Genomic DNA, 17,045 nt, shown 5'->3' with positions numbered 1-17,045 from the left:
TCAGCGTCCCCCGGGGTCGGCGATGGCGGCCCGCATGATCTGGCCGGCGATCCGGGCGGCCTCGGCGCTGCCGCCGCTGCCGGCTTCCTCCAGGACGACGCAGACGGCCGAGACCGGGTTGCCGCCGGAGTCCAGCGCGAAGCCGATGAACCAGCCGTGGTCGGCCCGGTCGGGCGCGGACTGGGCGGTACCGGTCTTGCCGCCGACCGTGTAGCCGTTGATCTGCGCGCTCCGGCCGGTGCCGTTCTCGACGACGCTGACCATCATGTCCCGCAGGTCGGCGGCGACCTGGCCGCTGATCGGCCGGCGCAGCTCGCGCGGGTCCGCCGTGTCGTAGACGGTGGTGCGGTCGGGTGCCAGCAGCTGGCGGACCAGGTACGGCCGCATCTGGCTGCCGTTGTTGGCCACCGTGGCGGCGATCATGGCCCCCTCCAGCGGCGTCATCCGCACGTCGCGCTGCCCGATGGAGGACTGCGCCAGCGCCGCCGGGTCGGCCCCGCCGTCGGGGTTCTCCATGGTGCCGGTACGGCTGGCCTCGACCGCCTGGCCACCCTCGCCGAGTCGGCCGACCGTCAGGTCCTCCTGCTCGAAGCCGAACTGCCGGGCCTTCTCCTTGATCACGTCCGGGCCGAGTTGCACGCCGAGCTTGGCGAACCCGGTGTTGCAGGAGTCGGTGACCGCCTTCATCAGGGTGACCTGAGACTGCGGGCAGATCGACGGCACGGCGTTGGTGATCGCCTCGCCGGAGGTGGGCGGGGTGTAGCTCGACCCGGCCGGGATGTTCGTGTCCTTGCCGATGCCGTTCTCCAGCGCCGCGGCGGCTACCACGATCTTGAAGGTGGAGCCCGGGGGCAGCACCTCGGCGAGCGCCCGGTTCCGCAGCGGCCGTCCCGCGTTCTGTTCGAGCTTGTTGTATTCGGCGCTCGCCTCGTTGGTGTTGTGGCTGGCCAGCGGGTTCGGGTCGAAGCTGGGCATGGAGACCAGCGCCTGCACCGCCCCGGTGCGCGGGTCGATGGCGATCGCCGCGCCCTTGGTCGCCCCGCGGTTGTTGTTGCGCAGCTCGTCGTACGCGGTGTCCTGGGCTCGGCCGGAGAGAGTGAGCAGCACGTTGCCGCCGGCGGTGCGGTCGCCGGTGACCATGTCCCGTAGCCGGTTGACGATGAGCTGGTCGCTGGTGCCGGCGAGGAAGTCGTTCTCGGAGCGCTCCAGACCGGTCGCGGCTCCGTTGACCGGCTCGTACCCGAGCACGTGGGCGTACTTCGCGCCGCCCGGGTAGCTGCGCAGGTACTTCAGCTCGCCGTCGGTCTCCTTGCTGACCGCCACGGCGGTGCCGCCGGCCTCGATGTTGCCGCGTTTGCGGTCGTACTTGGCGACCTGGACCCGACCGTTGTAGTCGCTGGTGCGGTACTCGTCGGCCTTGTAGGCCTGGATCCAGTTCAGGTTCGCGAAGAGCAGGCCGAACAGGACGATGACGACCACACCTACCCGGCGCAGCGGCGCGTTCACGGCTTGATCACCTCCGTGGGGGCACCGTGCAACTGCTCGGGCGGGCCGCCGGCGGGTCGGTTGACCTTGCCCCCGGCGCCGGTGACCGGCCGGCGGCCGGCGTCGGAAACCCGCAGCAGCACTGCGATGAGCAGCCAGTTGGCCATCAGTGAGGAGCCACCGGCGGAGAGGAACGGCGTGGTCTGACCGGTGAGCGGAATGAGCTTGCTGATCCCGCCGACGATCACGAAGACCTGGAGCGCGAGGGTGAACGCCAGGCCACCGGCGAGCAGTTTGCCGAACGAGTCCCGTACCGCCAGCGCGGCCCGCAGCCCCCGCTCCACGATCAGCAGATAGATCACCAGCAGCGCGGAGAGACCGAAGAGGCCGATCTCCTCGCCGAGGCCGGCGAAGATGAAGTCGTTCTGCACCTCGGGCAGCAGCAGCGGCTGTCCACCGCCCGGCCCGGTGCCGAACAGTCCGCCGGTACCGAGCGCGAGCAGCCCCTGCACCAACTGGTACCCGTCGTCGTACGGCTTGTCGAACGGGTCGAGCCAGATCTGCGCCCGCAGGTAGAAGTTCGCGAACGGCCCGCCGACCGCCTCGCCGAGCACGTACGCGAGGTAGGCGCCGCCGAAGAAGAGGACCAGACCGATGAGCAGCCAACTGACCCGCTCGGTGGCGATGTAGACCGTCGCCACGAACATGCCGAAGTAGAGCAGCGAGGTGCCCAGGTCCTTCTCGAAGACGAGGACCAGCAGGCTGATCACCCAGACGACGAGCACCGGGCCGAGGTCGCGTCCGCGCGGGAAGTCGATGCCGAGGAAGCGGTGGCTGGCCAGCGACAGCACCTCGCGCTTGCGGACCAGGTAGTAGGCGAAGAAGACCAGCAGGGCGAGCTTGGCGAACTCCCCGGGCTGGATGGAGAAGCTGCCGATGCGTACCCACAGCTTCGCGCCGTTGATCTCGGAGATGCTGGCCGGCAGCACGGCCGGGAGCATGACCAGCACGATGCCCGCCAGACCCAGGGTGTACGCGTACCGGGAGATCGACCGGTGGTCGCGCATCACGGCCAGCAGCACGGCGGCCAGGATCACCGAGATCAGTGTCCAGGCCAGTTGCCGACCACCGACACCGGCGAAGGTGGCCAGGTCGGCCCGCTCCTCCGGTGCCGCCCTGGCCAGGTCGAGCCGGTGCAGGAAGCCGACGCCGAGCCCGTTGAGCAGGGCCACCGCGGGCAGCAGGGCCGGATCGGCGAACGGCGCCAGGAACCGGATCACCAGGTGCATGCCGAGGAACACCGCGGTGAGCGCGGCGGCCGGCACCCAGAAGCTCGGGGTGATCGTGTCGAGCACGTTCGCCTCGACCATCGCCCCGTACGCGGCGACCAGCGCCATCGCCAGCAGCAGCAGCGACAACTCGGCGTTACGTCGGGACCGGGCCAGGCGTACGCCGGGTCGCTCGCCCGCGGTTGCGGGCGAGGTTGCCGGAGTGGCCGCTGCGGTCACGATCGTCCTCGGGTCGGAGCCGGTGCCTACTCGGGCGACCGGCAGGCCGCCGGGTCGACCGTGGGCGAGAAGGTGTCGACGGGCGGGGCATCGGGTGTGCTGTCCGGTGCGGCCTCCGCGGTGCCGTTGGGAGTGCCGGTCGGCGTCGGAGTCGTCGAGGCGCCCCGCGTCGACTGCGAGGCGCTGCCCACCTGACTTGGCGAGCCGGCCGGGGCACTCGGCGTGGGTGAGCCCAGGTCCTCCGAGGGGGTCGGGCTCGGGGTGGGCGGGCAGATCGGCTTGAGGTTCACGTTGGTCGGGCTATCCATCGTCAGCTCCGCCAACCGCCGTTCCGCGTCCGGCTCGCTCTTCGCCGGGATGCCCTGTTTGACCTGCTCCTGCGCGGCGAGGGTGAGGTCGTCCAGCTGGGCGCTGCTCTCCGAGTGCAGGCTGGAGAGGTCCATGCCGGCGATCTGGCCCTGGATCCCACGGAAGACGGCCACCTGGCCGTTCTCCGTCGCGCCGACGTAGTACTGCCGCTGGGTGTAGCTCCACCCGGCGAACACACCGCCGCCGACGATCACCACCAGCGCGGTCGCCATCGCGAGTACCCGCAGTGGGCGTCGGCGAGCCTCCGGCTCGTCGTCGTTCGCGGCGGGCTCTTCCGGGACGGCAGGTCGGGGGGCGGAGAGCGCCGAGGCGCGGGCGGCCGGCGTGGAGACGTCCGCCGAGGTGGCCATGCCCCGGTCCCGGGCTGCCGCACCGCCGACGATCGGCGCCGCCTCGACGATGTCCCGGTCGGTGGCGTCGGCGATGATCACCGTGATGTTGTCCGGCCCGCCACCGCGCAGCGCCAGCGCGACGAGCCGCTCGACGCACTGCTGGGGATCGGCGTACTCGCGCATGGTCTCGCCGATGGTCTCCGCGCTGACCACTCCGGAAAGGCCGTCGGAGCAGATCAGGTAACGGTCACCGGTGAGGACCTGCCGGACCGAGTACTCCGGGTCGATGTCGCGACCGTCCAGGGCCCGGGTGAGCAGCGAACGCTGGGGGTGGCTGCTCGCCTCCTCCGGGCTGATCCGGCCCTCGTCGACGAGCATCTGGACGTAGGTGTCGTCCTTGGTGATCTGCGCGAACTCTCCGTCACGCAGAAGGTAGGCCCGCGAGTCGCCGATGTGGACCATCCCGAGCTTGCTGCCGGAGAAGAGGGTCGCGGTCAGCGTGGTACCCATCCCCTCCAGTTGCGGGTTGGCTTCCACGGTCTCGCGGAGCTGCTGGTTGGCGGTGCTCACGGCGGAGCGGAGCGCGTCGACCAGGGCGTCACCGGGGACGTCCTCGTCCAACGGCGCCATGGCACCGATGACGATGTTGCTGGCGACGTCACCGGCGGCCATGCCGCCCATGCCGTCGGCGACGGCGAGTAGCCGCGGCCCGGCGTAGACGGAATCCTGGTTTCCGTCTCGGATCAGACCGCGGTCGCTGTGGGCCGCATAGCGCAGGGTCAGAGTCATGGCCGTAATTCGAGAGAGGTGCGGCCGATTCGGATCGGCACGCCGAGGGGTACGGGGGTTGGTCCGGTGACCTTAGCGCGATCCAGGTACGTCCCGTTAGTCGAACCGAGGTCCTCGACGAACCATTGCCCGTCACGCGGCATGAGCCGGGCGTGTCGCGCGGAGGCGTAATCGTCGGTGATGACGAGAGTGGAGTCCTCGGCGCGACCGATCGTTATCTGCGCCTCACCGAGCGTGATCCGGGTGCCGGCCAATTGGCCGGCGGTCACCACCAGTTGGTGCGCCGCCCGGCCCCGCTTCACCTTCGCCGGCTTCGCGGTCGACTGTCCGGTCGACGCACCCACCGCCCGGGGTGCGGCCACCAGCCGGCCCGAGCGGGCCCCCGCGAAGAGGTCCCGGCGGATGACGCCGACCACCGTGAACACGAAGATCCACAGCAGGACGAGGAATCCGAACCGCGCGACGGTGATGACGAGTTCCGGCAAGGCGGATCAGCCGTCCACGCGGAAGGTCAGGGTGGTCGTGCCGAGCTGGATCATGTCACCGGGGTTCAGCGCCACAGCGGAGACCCGCTGACCGTTGACCATGGTGCCGTTGGTCGAGCCGAGATCGGTCAGCACGACCTGCCCACCGTCGAAGTCCAGCCGGGCGTGTCGCCGGGAGATGCCGACGTCCGGCAGGCGCAGGTTGGCCTGGTCGCCACGACCGATCACGGTCGAGCCCATCTGCAGCGGATAGGTGCGGCCGTCACCGGAGACCAGCCGCACGTTGCGCGCACCGCCGTGACCCGGCGGCGGGCCGTAGCCGCCACCCTGGTCGTACGCCGGATAGCCGGGCGGGCCGGCGTCGTACCCGGGCGGGCCGGCGTCATAGCCGGGCGCGGAGACCGGGGCGACATCGCCACCGGTGTAGACCTCGGCGGTGACCCGGAACATACCGGTGTCCAATCCTTCACCGCGCTCGATCTCGACGATCACGTCTCCGTAGACCGTCCACGCCTGCTCGCCGATGAACTCCGCCTGCGACTGGGCCAACTCCTGGGCCAGCGCGGCAGCGTACGGCGCCAGCCGACTGTGGTCGTACGGCGAGAGATCGATCACGTAGCGGTTCGGCACCAACGTGCGCCCGCCGGCCAGAATGGCCTTGTGCGCCTCAGCCTCCCGCTGCATGGCGTTGAGGATCTCCACGGGGTGCACCACACCCTTGAAGACCTTGGCGAAGGCCCCTTCTACCAGGCCTTCCAGACGCTTCTCGAAGCGTTGCAGCACGCTCACCGGCTCCTCCTCGGGTCCCGAGGACATGATGGTATCCGCCCAGAGCGCACGCAGCTCACACGCCGCTCGGCCAGCAGGCCACGGCCCGTTCGGACGGCTCCGGATTGTCGTGCTACTCTTTCGTCCGCCACGAACGGTAACCGCTGCGCGCAGTGAAAGCCATTCGCGGCGAAGACCGAGGGCCACGTAATATGGCCGAGGCCCGCTGGCGACAGCGGCGTCGGCCTGGATTACGTTGTCCCAGGTCCAGCCACGGGGAAGTGGCGGAATGGCAGACGCGCACGGTTCAGGTCCGTGTGTCCGAAAGGACGTGGGGGTTCAACTCCCCCCTTCCCCACCACAGACGAGGGCTCCGCGAATGCGGGGCCCTCGCTCCGTATCGGAGCGTGCCAGATGTCACGCTATGCTCCGATGGTTTCTGCCTCCGACGTACCAGGAGTGGCATGTGAGTGTCGCATTCGTGACCGGGTCGGGCGGGCTGATCGGCTCCGAGGCGGTCCGGCACTTCGCCGGCCTCGGTCTCGACGTGGTCGGCATCGACAACGACATGCGGCAGGAGTTCTTCGGCGAGGAGGCGTCCACCGCGTGGAACGTCCGCCGGCTGACCGACGAGCTGGGTGACGCGTACTCGCACCACAGCATCGACATCCGGGACCGCGGAGCGCTGGGCACGCTGTTCAAGCGGTACGGCCGGGACGTGGCAGTGGTGATCCACACCGCCGCGCAGCCCTCGCACGACTGGGCGGTACGCGACCCGTTCACCGACTTCGACGTGAACGCCGCCGGCACCCTGAACGTCCTGCAGAGCGTCCGGGAACACTGCGTGGAGGCCCCGGTCATCCACTGCTCGACCAACAAGGTCTACGGCGACCGGCCGAACAGTCTGCCGCTGGTCGAACTGGAGACCCGCTGGGAGATCGAGCCGGGCCACCCGTACGAGCAGGGCATCCGCGAGGACATGTCAATCGACGCCTGCCTGCACTCGATCTTCGGTGCCTCCAAGGTCGCCGCGGACATCATGGTGCAGGAGTACGGCCGCTACTTCGGCATGAAGACGGCCTGCTTCCGGGGCGGCACCCTGACCGGCCCGGCGCACTCGGCGACCGAACTGCACGGCTTCCTGGGTTACCTGATGCGCGCCAACATGGAGCGCCGCACGTACAAGATCTTCGGGTACCAGGGCAAGCAGGTGCGGGACGCCATCCACAGCTCGGACGTGGTCTCCGCGTTCGAGGCGTTCTTCCGCAACCCCCGCTCGGCCGCCGTATACAACCTGGGCGGCGGCCGGCACTCGAACACCTCCATGCGCGAGGCGTTCGCCGAGGCCGAGCGGATCACCGGCCAGGAGATGATCTCCGAGTACGTCGAGGCCAACCGGATCGGCGACCACAAGTGGTGGATCGGCTCAAACGAGGCGTTCCAGGCCGACTATCCAGACTGGAAGCAGGTCTACGACGTGCCCATGATCATGCGTGAGATCTACGAGGCCAACGTGGACAAGTGGGTGCCCGGAGCATGACCAAGAAGAACGTTCTCGGAGTCCTGGTCGACGCCACCGACTACGCCGACGCGACCGAGCGGGTGGTGGCCGCCGCGCAGGACCGGCGGCCACTGGCGCTGACCGCGCTGGCCGTACACGGCGTGATGACCGGGGTGCTGGACCGGCCGCACAACGCCCGACTCAACTCCTTCGACGTGGTGACCCCGGACGGTCAGCCGGTGCGCTGGGCACTGAACCTGCTGCACGGTGCCGGCCTCACCGACCGGGTCTACGGGCCGCTGCTGACCCTGCACGTGCTCTCCCGCTTCGCCGACGAGGGCCTGCCGGTCTATCTGTACGGCTCGACCGAGGAGACCCTGGCCCGGCTGATCCCGGAGTTGGAGCGGATGTTCCCGGCGCTGAAGATCGCCGGGGTCGAGCCGTCGAAGTTCCGGGCCGTACAGCCGGGCGAGGACGTCGAGATCGCCGACCGGATCAAGGCCAGCGGTGCCCGGCTGGTCCTGGTCGGGCTGGGCTGCCCCCGCCAGGAGGTCTTCGCGTACGCGATGCGTCCGCTGCTGGACATGCCGCTGATGGCGGTCGGCGCGGCCTTCGACTACCACGCCGGGCTGCTGCGTCAGCCGCCGCCGTGGATGCAGCGCGCCGGGCTGGAGTGGTTCTGGCGACTCGGGCTGGAGCCGAAGCGGCTGTGGCGACGCTACGTGATCCTCAACCCGGCGTACCTGAGCCGGTTGTTCGCGCAGAAGACCGGACTGTGGAAGGCCCGGCCGCCCGCGCCGGCCGCCGAGCGCCCCACCGGTTTCGCGGTCTGACCGTACGAAGCGACCGGGCCCCTGGCGTGATGCCAGGGACCCGGTGCCGGGTCGGACGTCAGAGGGTCAGCGTCCAGGTGTTGATGTAACCGGTGTCACCGCCGTAGACGTCGCGCACCTGCAGGCGCCAGGTGCCGTTCGCCGCCTCGCTGGACAGGTTCACCGTGTACGTGGCGTTCACGTTGTCCGTGCCGTCGAAGATGCTGCTGTTCTTCAGCCGGTAGGACGAGCCGTCCGGGGCGAGCAGGTCGATGACCAGGTCGCCACGGTAGGTGTGCACGATGTTCACCGCGACGGTCGAGGCCGACGAGGCGTTCCGGTTGCAGCCGGAGATCGTGATCGAGCTGGTGACGGCCGAACCGGAGTCCGGGATCGCCACGTCGGTGCCGTTGGTCCCGGAGCAGCCCCCGCCGCCACTGCCGGTCACCGTCAGCGAGTACGTCGCGCTTCTGGTGCCGGAGGTCGCGGTGCCGGTGACGGTCACCGTGTACGTGCCGGCCGGCGTGCTGGCCGAGGTGCCGATGGTCAGCGTCGACGATCCGCCCGAGGTGACGGTGGCCGGGCTGAACGAGGCGGTCGCCCCGGACGGCAGGCCGCTGGCCGAGAGGCTGACCGACTGGGCGGACCCGTTGGTGGTGGCGGTGGCCACGGTGGCGGTCACCGAGCCGCCGGGGGCGGTGGAGCCGGAGGTCGGCGACACCGCGACCGAGAAGTCGTTGGCCGGCGGCGGGGTGTCGCCGTTGACCACGTAGAGCAGCTTGTTGGGCGATCCGGTGCCCGGGCTGGTCACCACGTTGTTGGTGGCGTTGTTGACCAGGTAGTCGCGCACCTGCTGCGGGCTCCACGACGGGTTCGCGGAGAGCACCAGGGCGGCGGCACCGGCCACGTGCGGCGAGGCCATCGAGGTGCCGCTGATGGTGTTGGTGGAGGTGTCGTTGGTGATCCACGGCGCGGTGATGGACGAGCCCGGCGCGAAGATGTCCAGGCAGGTGCCGTAGTTGGAGTAGGAGGCCCGCGCGTCGGTGCTGGTCGTCGCGCCGACCGTGATGGCCGCCGGAGTACGGGCCGGCGAGCTGTTGCAGGCGTTGGCGTTGCTGTTACCCGCGGCCAACGCGTACGTCACGCCGGAGTTGATCGAGTTGGTCACCGCGTTGTCGAGCGCGCTGCTGGCCCCGCCGCCGAGGCTCATGTTGGCCACGGCCGGTTTGACCGCGTTGGCGGTGACCCAGTCGACGCCGGCGATGACGCCCGCGTTGGTGCCGCTGCCGGAGCAGTTGAGCACCTTCACCGCCACCAGGCGGGTGGCCTTGGCAACGCCGTACGCCGAGCCGCCGACGGTGCCGGCGACGTGCGTGCCATGACCGTTGCAGTCGGTGTTGTTGGAGTCGACCGCGTTGGTGCCCCAGGTCGCCCGGCCGCCGAAGTCCGAGTGGGTGATCCGGATGCCGGTGTCGATGACGTACGAGGTCACGTTCGTGGCCGTGTTGGGGTAGGTGTAGGAGTTGTTCAGCGGCAGGTTCCGTTGGTCGATCCGGTCCAGGCCCCAGGACGGGGGGTTCGTCTGGGTACCCGCGATGGAGACGACGTGGTTCTGCTCGACGTACGCGACGGCGGGGTCCGCGGCGATCCGCGCCGCGGCCCGGGCACTGACGCGCATCTCGGCACCGCGGACGGCCGAGTTGTAGGTGCGTGCCGTGGCACCGCCGTGCCGGCGCAGCAGCCGGTCCACGGAGGAGCCGACGCTCGCGCGGCTGACCTCGTTGTCCTTGAACACGACGATGTAGCTGCCTTCGACGGCGGTTGTCCCACCGGCGCTTCGGACGGTGCCGACCGGCTCGGCTGCCATGGCCGGCGTAGCCGCCGCCACCATGGCCAGCGCGGCCAGACCGACGAGCACGGACCTGTGTGGAAGAGCCATCTTCCTACCTCCCTCCGATCGGCATCGATCGTCCACCTGCTCGTGGCAGGTTGATCGATGATTGCCGATCTAGGTGAGAGTAGTCGGCCGGTTGCGGACAGATAAACATGCCGGATCCCTCATAACACTCGCGGGATGGTCCCCCTACGGGGGCGGGTACGGGACGAACGGGGGGTTGGCCCGGATTCGCCGGGACCGAAAGCGGGCAAGGCTGATGGACATGCAGAGCCATCTCGCCCTCCTGCTTCCGGTCGCCGTCATCTGGTGGGTAGCCGGGTACCTCGCGGACGGGTTGCCCCGGATGACCCACGCCCGCGGGTTGCGCCGCCACTGCGGCTGGCTGCTCGCGCTGACCCTCGCCGGGCTCGGCCTCACGGTGGCTCTGCCGATCGCCGGACTGGCCTCGGTCGGCGAAACCATGGCGGACCGGGCCGCCGCCGGGCTCGCGCTCGCCGCCATCCCGGCACTTGTGGTGGCGACCTGCACGGTGCGCCGGCTGCGCCGGCTCCGGGCCGGAGCCGCTGCCCTGGCCGCCGCGCCACGGACGCCGGCCCCGCACGGGCTGCGCGCCGCCGCGGCGCACCCGTTGATCGGGTTGCCCTTGCAGGTGACCGCGTTGGCCCTGGTGCCGGCCCTGATCGTGGCGAGCGGCGTCAACCGCTTCCTCGGGCCCGATGCGATCGGGCCCACGATCACGGCCGGGGCACTGGGCGTCGCGGTGATCGGCGTACGCCATGCGCTGCGTCACAACCGGCTCGCCGAGCGGGCCATGCCGGAGCGGACGGTCTCAGCGCGTCCGGCCGCCAGCGCCCTGCACGTATAGCAGTTCCAGGATCGCCCGGGTCGCCTCGAACCAGCGGTCCAGCCACCCGGGGGGCGGCACGCTGCCCTTCGGCGGCAACTCCATCAGCAGGCCACGCAGCAGCGGGTGGTCCACGAGCGAGCCGTCGTCCACCGTCGACCAGCCGGAGGCCGGAAAGGACGGCTCGGTCAGCGGGTTCGGGTCCAACGACGGCAGCGTGAGCGGCGACGGAGGCGGCTCCGTCGCCGTCGCGGTCTCCCGACCGGCGTGCTCGGCGTCCGTCGACACCACCTCGGTCAACACGGTGTCCCGCCGGGCACCGCGGTACTTGCCGCCGAACCGCTCCGGCTTTCCCGGTCCATTGGTGAGGTTCTCTGACCCGATACTCGTCATCCGTCTCGCCTGTCTCGCTCGGTTACCCGCCCTGCCGGGGGGATGTCGACCAGCGCGTACCGAGAGGTACAACGACACGGACAGGATGTGGCGACGGCAGCCGGCGGGTCATGCGAGCCAGGATCGGCCGGCCAAGGCGATCGCGCGGACAGCACGGATCCCCGACCGGACTCGCCGGACGGGGATCCGTCACCATCAGTTGCGGGATTCAGTCCCGGCCGAACACGCCTTCCCTGGTGCCGGCGACGAAGGCGTGCCAACCACCCGGGGCGAAGACGAGGGCGGGCCCGCTCTTGTCCTTCGAGTCCCGGACGCCGACCGCCCCGGTCACGTACGCCACCTCCACGCAGTTGTCACAGTTCGGTCCGCTCTTCGAGCTCTTGAACCAGCTTGCCTGCGTCAGGTTCACGGGGATTCCCTGCGTCGCCACTTCCACAACGGCTCCTCTGCCACTCTCGCGATGTATGCGATGGACTCCTCCGGACGCATGGCCGCTGCTCGAATGTGATCGAAGATGAAGCTGTACTTCTGTAGTTCGTCGCTCTTCTCCAGGAAGAGCCCACCCGTGGCGTTCTCCGCGTACACGACATCCGGATCACCGGTTTCGGGGAAGCTGAGGATCGTGAAGGTACCGTCCATGCCGGCATGAGCTCCCACCTGGAACGGCAGGACCTGCAGCGTCACGTTCGGCAGCTGGGCCACCTCCACCAACCGTCTGAGCTGGTCACGCATGACCGTGTCCCCACCCACCGGACGGCTCAACACCGCCTCATCGAGCACCACCCACAGATCGACCGGATCATCCTGGGTCAACAACGACTGACGGCCGAGTCGGACACGCACTCTTTGCTGTACCTGATCGGGGTTGAAATCCGGACGGGCCGCTCGGATCATCGCGCTGGCGTAGTCCTCGGTCTCCAGCAGCCCGGGCACCACCTGCTGCTCGTACGCGCGAATCGAACTGGCCGCCGCCTCCAGGCCCACGTACGCCCCCACCAGCACCGTGCTGTAGGGGTGCCACCAGCCCTTCTGCCGCGCCTCACGGGCGATCTGCACCAGCTCGTCGCTCTCGGCGCCCACCACCCCGTAGATCCGCAGCATGTCCCGCACATCCCGGGGAGTCGCGGTGGTGTGGCCGGTCTCGATTCGCGAGATCTTGGACGCCGAACACTCCAGCTGCTCCGCCACCGCCTCTATGGTGATCCCGGCGGTCTCGCGCTGGCGGCGCAGTTCCGCGCCGAGCCGGCGCCGCCGGATGGTCGGGCTGCGCCGCTCACTCACGGTGTCACCTCTTCGCCTCGGTGCGCCGCTGTCGCCACCCGCCTGCGGCGCGACCCAACTCCGGCGGACGTTTCGCGGCATGGGGTGGAGCCGATCTCCGGCCGGCCGCGGCGGGCGAAGACCGGCCCTCAGTGTGCCGTCCGGGTGTGGCACGTTCAAGCGCCGTTTCGCGCGAGCCGCTCATGTATCGGCAAAAGTCGACGTGCAACTTGCATCGAGCACGACCCTGATGCACTCTGTCCGTATGGCCCGGGTCACGGAAAGTCTCCGACTCGTCTCCGCACGTGATCAAAACCGTGGAGGCGGAGGTGGTGAGCAGACCCGGTCGTCAGTCGTCGGCGCAGCCCCCCGAAGCGGAGGCCGCTCACCCACGCCCGACGGCGGCGATTCCAGCGACACCTCCTGAGCAGCCCCTACGGCCAGTGCGGATTCGCCACCAGCGGACCGGCACCGACCAGGCCAGCGCCACGAACCGGCCCACGAGACACGAACCTCGCCGCCGGAGCCCCCAAAACCCCCCGATCACCATTGCCGGCCTTCCCCGCCGGCCGACCTTCCAGGAGCCCATGTGCTTCCCCGCTCCGGTGACGTACTGCACGTGACACGCGCGGCGAGTGTCCAGTTCCTCAAACCCATCCTGTTCCGGGTGATCCGGGTGCTCGACCGGCCCACCTACGACGGCTGGCTCTGGCTCGAAGGCTACGAGTTGAACGCGGCGGGGGACGCGGTCAACCGGCGCTCGATCTTCGTTCAACGGGCCGGGCTGCAGCAGGTACAGGCCGCTCCGCAGCCCCGTCCGCACACCGTGCGCTCGGCCCGCCGGCCGACCACCCGGACTCCGGTGCGGGTGGGCTGAAATCACGAACCGTCGTCCGGGTCAACCCTTCTCAACCCTCACTTGCCGACCGACGGAGAGCGAGGTCCCACGTGGTGTGCAAGCACCGCGCGGTTCAGGTTGAAAAGGGTTCACCGGGCATGCCGGCACCATAGAATCGGTATGCCCACCCCGGCATTTCTCCACCCCGCGCGTCCCGGACCCCGAACCTGGGATGGCCATGGTCACTCTGTCCGCGCGGGAGTCCTATCGGTCCCGTATCACCTACGCCTTCGGACTTCTGGCGCTTCTCGGCGCCATCACCACCCTGGCGGTGCTGATCCGCGATCCCGCCTTGTCGTCCTCCCGGCTTGCCGAGCCGGTTCCGGCCCCGGAAATCACCGTGGTGGAGAGCGAACGCGTCGAACCGGACGGCCTACCCGGCACCTGGGACTACTTCACCCCCGGCGACCAGTTCGATCAGCCGGCCGACGAACCGGCGAGCAGGTACGGCGGCTCGGCTCACTCGGGCGAACCACCGCACCGGGAGCCGGAGACAGCCGCGCGGGCCAGCGGTGGAGACACGCGAGAGGAACTCATCCGGTCGCTTTTCTGGTCGGGCGTGTTCGGGTTGGCGATCTCCCTCGCCGGGCTGGGGCTGGTCGGCACCAGACGCCGCATGTGGTGAACGCGCCGGTCAGTCGTTGGGGCTCGCCGTGGTGGTCGGCTCGCTGGTCGGCTCGGCGGTCGTCACCGACGGGCTCGGACTGGCCGAGGCGATCACCAGCCTGATCTCGTCGCCCGCCTCGACCAACTCGCCCGCCTCGGGGTCGGTGGCGATGACGGTTCCCGGCGGCTGGTCCGACGGACGGTACTCCACCTGGTGGTCGAGGTCGAGCTGATCCAGCAGCGCCCGCGCCGCGGCCTCCGACAGTCCGACCAGCGGCGGCACCGGCAACTGGACCGGAGCGGCGCTCGTCGGTGACGGCGAAGGTGAAGGCGAAGGTGTGGTCGGCGACGGCGACGCGGAGGTCGCGGCCGGCGTCGTCGGCTGCGGTGACTCCGACGTCGACCCGCCCTCGTCCAGAGCCTGCCGGGCCAGCCAGATCCCGACACCCAGCAGACCAAGCAGGATCAGCACCACGATGCCCCAGAGGATGGGCAGCCACCATGGTCGATCGGCCTGCTCCTCGGGGTACCACTCGCCGCTGGTCTGCTCGGGGTCGGCACCCGGCCGGACGGACGGCACCTCCGCGCGCCCCGCCCACGCCGTCGGCCCGGATCGCTGCGTCGGCGGCAACGGGGCGGTCGCGTCCGCCGGCGCGGTCTCGTCCGGGGTACGGCCCAGCGGCGCGGTCTCGTCCGGGGTACGGCCCAGCGGCGCGGTCTCGTCCGGGGTACGGCCCAGCGGCGCGGTCTCGTCCGAGGTTCCGCCGGCCGGTGAGATCGGACGGGTCTGATCGTCGGGTTGTCGCTCGGCCGGTTCCTGGCGGTCGTCGCTCATCGCACGTCCTCTCCGCCGGCCGGGCGGGCATCGTGGCCCTCGACGGTCAACCTAGCGCTTCTGTCCACCATCGGCCGGCATCAGCGTGTCGGCTGCGCGTCACCGAGCAGAAGTGCTCTCGTCGCCACTCGGGGCCGTGCCGCACCAGATCTGGACGACGTCGTTCCACTTTCCGACGGTGTCGCCGGCCGGCTGCTGGGCGGTGACCACCCCGGAACGACCGGTGGGATAGCGAGGCGAGAAGCCATCCTCGACGAGTTCGTCCTTCGCGTCGTTGCACGACTCACCGACCAGGTCCGGCACCTCGCTCGGTGGCGCGGCGCCGGCCACGGTGATCACCACCGTGATGCCACGCCTCACCGGCGTACCCGGAGCCGGTTTGGTGCTCCGCACGCTGGAACTGCTCCCACTACCGAAGACGAACTGCCAGCCCAGCCCCAGGTCCCGTAGCTCCTCGCGGGCTTCCTCGAAGTCCATGCCGACCAACTCCGGCACGGTCAGCCCGGTCGGCCGCGACTGGCTGGGACTGCTGCTCGGCCTGGTCGGGGTCGGCCGGCCGGGCGGCGAAGATGTCTCGGCGACTGGGGTCCGGCTGCCGGTCGCAGCAGGTGGCGGGGTGGCGACCGATCCCTGCTGGTCGCCGGCGAGCACCCAGCCCCCGGCCGCACCGATGACCGCGAGCAGCACCGCAGCGACACCGCCACCGATGAGCATCGTGCTCCGATTAGGTGCCGCGTCGCCGCTTGCCGGCTGCCCGCCCCTGGTCCCGTCCGTCATCCCGCCCACCGCCTCATCACCGGCGACCCTAGCCGCCGGAGCCAAGCACTTTCCGTAACCGTCGACTGCCGATGCCACGCACGACTCGCCGCACCGACCACAGGACGTTACGCTGCCCGGCATGGCCAGACAGGGCTGGGGAGGATCGATCGCCACCGCGGCCGGTGTGGCAGCCGGCGCCGGGGCCGCCCAATTGGGCTTCGGGTACGGCCTGGGCATTCTCAACTGGGCACCGACCGAGACGACCGTCGGCACGGCGGCCTGGGTGGCCAGCCTGATCTGGGCCACCTGGATCGCCGCGACCTCGACCATCTTCGGTGCGGTCTGCGCCCAGCGACTACACGACCGCCGCCAGGCCGCGTCACCGTCCGACACCGCAGCGGCGGCCAGCGGGTCGGCGGCGTCCGGTGGCCCCGTTTCGCCCGTCGATGAAGCGCCGTCCACCACCACCACCAGGCAGGCCGGCGGCGGGCTGTGGGGAGTCGCGCTGGCCGTGGCCGCCGGCCTGGGCGCGCTGATCACGGTGTTGCTGGTCGCCGTTCCGGCGCGGGTCGCGGTGGTGCCGGACACTCCGTCCCCCCGGAACATGGCCGCCGGGTACGCGGCGGTCGGCGTACTGGTCGGGACGCTCGTGGCGGTCTGGGCGCTGCGCTGCCGCGCCGCGGCCACCAACGTCGTCGCCACCGCAGGCTGGCTCTGGCTGCTCGCGGTCATCGCGGTGGTCGACTCGGTGCTCGCCGGTCGCGGGCTGACCACCGCGCAGCTCGGCATCTGGCAACTCAGCTCGGACAGCGAACAGTTCTGGATCCGGGACTACTTCTACTGGCCCGGAGCGGTCCTGTCGCTCGGTTCGGCACTGGTGATCGGCGCGCTGGCCGCCCGCAGCGGCGTCCGCGCGACGGACCGGCGGGTCGGCGCCACCGCCTCGGGCGCCGCCGGACCGCTGCTGGTGGCCATCGCGTACTTCCTCGCCGTGCCGAGGCTCACCGCGATCAGTCCGGAACAGGTGTCCGCTCACCTCACCGCCCCGTACGCGGTGATCGTCGGAATCGGCGGCTCCGTCCTGGTGGCGGCGCTCGCCCAGCGATCGGCCCGGCTCGCGGAGAGCCGGTCGAGCAACCCCGGCCCCAGCACGGTGGTACCCCGACAGCGCGTCGGGGACGACGACCGACTCGCGCACGAATCGGAGCCGGACACCGACCGGCTCGACGGAACAGCAGCCGGCGAGTCGACGGTGGCCCGTAGCGGGACCACACCGCGATCCACCGCACCGCGATCCACCGCATCGAAGCAGGCAGCACCGAAGCAGGCAGCACCGGGCTCGGCCGCACCGGAGACCGCAGCGAAGCCGGAGGGATCGGCGGAAGGATCGACGGCCGCGGGAGAGGACGCCGGCACCTCGCTCTCGGTGGAGTCGTCCGGCGGCGACGAGACGCCGGAGGGCGGGAGCCGTCGCGTCCGGCAACAGCGGCGGGGCCGCTAGACC

General features: G+C 70.3%; 17 protein-coding genes and 1 tRNA gene. 7 read left to right on the top strand and 11 right to left on the bottom strand.

Translation table 11 applies throughout. From position 1 onward, the window contains the following. Genes BMY89_RS19320 through BMY89_RS19300 form a run of 5 tightly spaced genes read right to left on the bottom strand, consistent with a single transcriptional unit; the run spans position 1 to position 5,784 of the window. Complete coding sequence (locus BMY89_RS19320; RefSeq protein ID WP_092381405.1) at positions 1-1,506, bottom strand: peptidoglycan D,D-transpeptidase FtsI family protein; 1,506 nt, start codon at positions 1,504-1,506, stop codon at positions 1-3. Then, positions 1,503-2,993 carry an FtsW/RodA/SpoVE family cell cycle protein gene (locus BMY89_RS19315; RefSeq protein ID WP_092381404.1) on the bottom strand — a complete coding sequence of 497 codons (1,491 nt, stop codon included), beginning with the start codon at positions 2,991-2,993 and terminating at the stop codon, positions 1,503-1,505. The genes BMY89_RS19320 and BMY89_RS19315 overlap by 4 nt, the downstream gene beginning before the upstream one ends. Positions 2,994-3,019: 26 nt before the next feature. Beyond that, positions 3,020-4,483 (bottom strand): PP2C family protein-serine/threonine phosphatase, encoded by a 1,464-nt coding sequence (locus tag BMY89_RS19310; RefSeq protein WP_092381403.1) that lies wholly within the window; start codon positions 4,481-4,483, stop codon positions 3,020-3,022. Then, positions 4,480-4,968: an FHA domain-containing protein FhaB/FipA gene (locus tag BMY89_RS19305; protein WP_092381402.1), complete on the bottom strand. Its 489-nt coding sequence runs from the start codon at positions 4,966-4,968 to the stop codon at positions 4,480-4,482. Before BMY89_RS19305 ends, BMY89_RS19310 begins: the two co-directional genes overlap by 4 nt. 6 nt (positions 4,969-4,974) lie before the next feature. Further along, positions 4,975-5,784 (bottom strand): FHA domain-containing protein, encoded by an 810-nt coding sequence (locus tag BMY89_RS19300; RefSeq protein ID WP_092381401.1) that lies wholly within the window; start codon positions 5,782-5,784, stop codon positions 4,975-4,977. A 227-nt stretch (positions 5,785-6,011) separates the two neighbouring features. On the opposite strand from BMY89_RS19300, the gene BMY89_RS19295 reads away from it, so the two are divergent. The 3 genes from BMY89_RS19295 to BMY89_RS19285 all read left to right on the top strand — a co-directional run bounded on the left by BMY89_RS19295 (position 6,012) and on the right by BMY89_RS19285 (position 8,070). Next, a tRNA-Leu gene (locus BMY89_RS19295) sits at positions 6,012-6,097 on the top strand. Positions 6,098-6,160: 63 nt separating this feature from the next. Continuing rightward, positions 6,161-7,276: an NAD-dependent epimerase/dehydratase family protein gene (locus BMY89_RS19290; RefSeq protein WP_175510389.1), complete on the top strand. Its 1,116-nt coding sequence runs from the start codon at positions 6,161-6,163 to the stop codon at positions 7,274-7,276. Continuing rightward, the gene (locus BMY89_RS19285) at positions 7,273-8,070 is read left to right on the top strand and encodes a WecB/TagA/CpsF family glycosyltransferase (RefSeq protein WP_092381548.1); all 798 of its coding nucleotides are present in this window, start codon (positions 7,273-7,275) and stop codon (positions 8,068-8,070) included. The genes BMY89_RS19290 and BMY89_RS19285 overlap by 4 nt, the downstream gene beginning before the upstream one ends. 58 nt (positions 8,071-8,128) lie before the next feature. On the opposite strand, the gene BMY89_RS19280 is transcribed toward BMY89_RS19285, so the two are convergent. Beyond that, entirely contained in the window at positions 8,129-9,988 is a 1,860-nt protein-coding gene (locus BMY89_RS19280; RefSeq protein ID WP_092381399.1) for a S8 family peptidase, read from the bottom strand. Positions 9,989-10,208: 220 nt separating this feature from the next. Between BMY89_RS19280 and BMY89_RS19275 the strand changes: the two genes are divergently transcribed. Continuing rightward, on the top strand, positions 10,209-10,811 hold the full coding sequence (locus BMY89_RS19275; RefSeq protein WP_092381547.1) for a hypothetical protein: 603 nt from the start codon (positions 10,209-10,211) through the stop codon (positions 10,809-10,811). Here the strand turns inward: BMY89_RS19275 and BMY89_RS19270 are convergent. From BMY89_RS19270 to BMY89_RS19260, 3 genes are all read right to left on the bottom strand, one after another. After that, the gene (locus BMY89_RS19270; protein WP_092381398.1) at positions 10,776-11,183 is read right to left on the bottom strand and encodes a hypothetical protein; all 408 of its coding nucleotides are present in this window, start codon (positions 11,181-11,183) and stop codon (positions 10,776-10,778) included. The two genes, BMY89_RS19275 and BMY89_RS19270, sit on opposite strands and share 36 nt — an antisense overlap. A 208-nt stretch (positions 11,184-11,391) precedes the next feature. After that, positions 11,392-11,613, bottom strand: a complete 222-nt coding sequence (locus BMY89_RS19265; protein ID WP_092381397.1) for a DUF397 domain-containing protein — start codon at positions 11,611-11,613, stop codon at positions 11,392-11,394. Further along, on the bottom strand, positions 11,589-12,464 hold the full coding sequence (locus BMY89_RS19260; protein WP_092381396.1) for a helix-turn-helix domain-containing protein: 876 nt from the start codon (positions 12,462-12,464) through the stop codon (positions 11,589-11,591). Before BMY89_RS19260 ends, BMY89_RS19265 begins: the two co-directional genes overlap by 25 nt. A gap of 568 nt (positions 12,465-13,032) precedes the next feature. Here BMY89_RS19260 and BMY89_RS19255 point away from each other — a divergent pair. Together BMY89_RS19255 and BMY89_RS19250 are read left to right on the top strand one after the other, a co-directional pair. Beyond that, positions 13,033-13,320: a hypothetical protein gene (locus BMY89_RS19255; protein ID WP_092381395.1), complete on the top strand. Its 288-nt coding sequence runs from the start codon at positions 13,033-13,035 to the stop codon at positions 13,318-13,320. A 193-nt stretch (positions 13,321-13,513) separates the two neighbouring features. After that, the gene (locus tag BMY89_RS19250) at positions 13,514-13,966 is read left to right on the top strand and encodes a hypothetical protein (RefSeq protein WP_372433327.1); all 453 of its coding nucleotides are present in this window, start codon (positions 13,514-13,516) and stop codon (positions 13,964-13,966) included. A 9-nt stretch (positions 13,967-13,975) separates the two neighbouring features. Here the strand turns inward: BMY89_RS19250 and BMY89_RS19245 are convergent, their stop codons facing one another. After that, positions 13,976-14,782 carry a PASTA domain-containing protein gene (locus BMY89_RS19245; protein WP_092381394.1) on the bottom strand — a complete coding sequence of 269 codons (807 nt, stop codon included), beginning with the start codon at positions 14,780-14,782 and terminating at the stop codon, positions 13,976-13,978. A gap of 99 nt (positions 14,783-14,881) precedes the next feature. Beyond that, positions 14,882-15,496 (bottom strand): PASTA domain-containing protein, encoded by a 615-nt coding sequence (locus tag BMY89_RS19240; RefSeq protein ID WP_170147723.1) that lies wholly within the window; start codon positions 15,494-15,496, stop codon positions 14,882-14,884. Between the two features lie 184 nt (positions 15,497-15,680). On the opposite strand from BMY89_RS19240, the gene BMY89_RS19235 reads away from it, so the two are divergent. After that, positions 15,681-17,042 carry a hypothetical protein gene (locus BMY89_RS19235; protein WP_092381393.1) on the top strand — a complete coding sequence of 454 codons (1,362 nt, stop codon included), beginning with the start codon at positions 15,681-15,683 and terminating at the stop codon, positions 17,040-17,042. Positions 17,043-17,045 lie beyond the last annotated feature (3 nt).

It is taken from the genome of Micromonospora phaseoli (assembly GCF_900109115.1).
GTDB classification, from domain to species: Bacteria; Actinomycetota; Actinomycetes; order Mycobacteriales; family Micromonosporaceae; genus Micromonospora; species Micromonospora phaseoli.
This window is presented reverse-complemented; position numbering and strand designations above follow the sequence as displayed.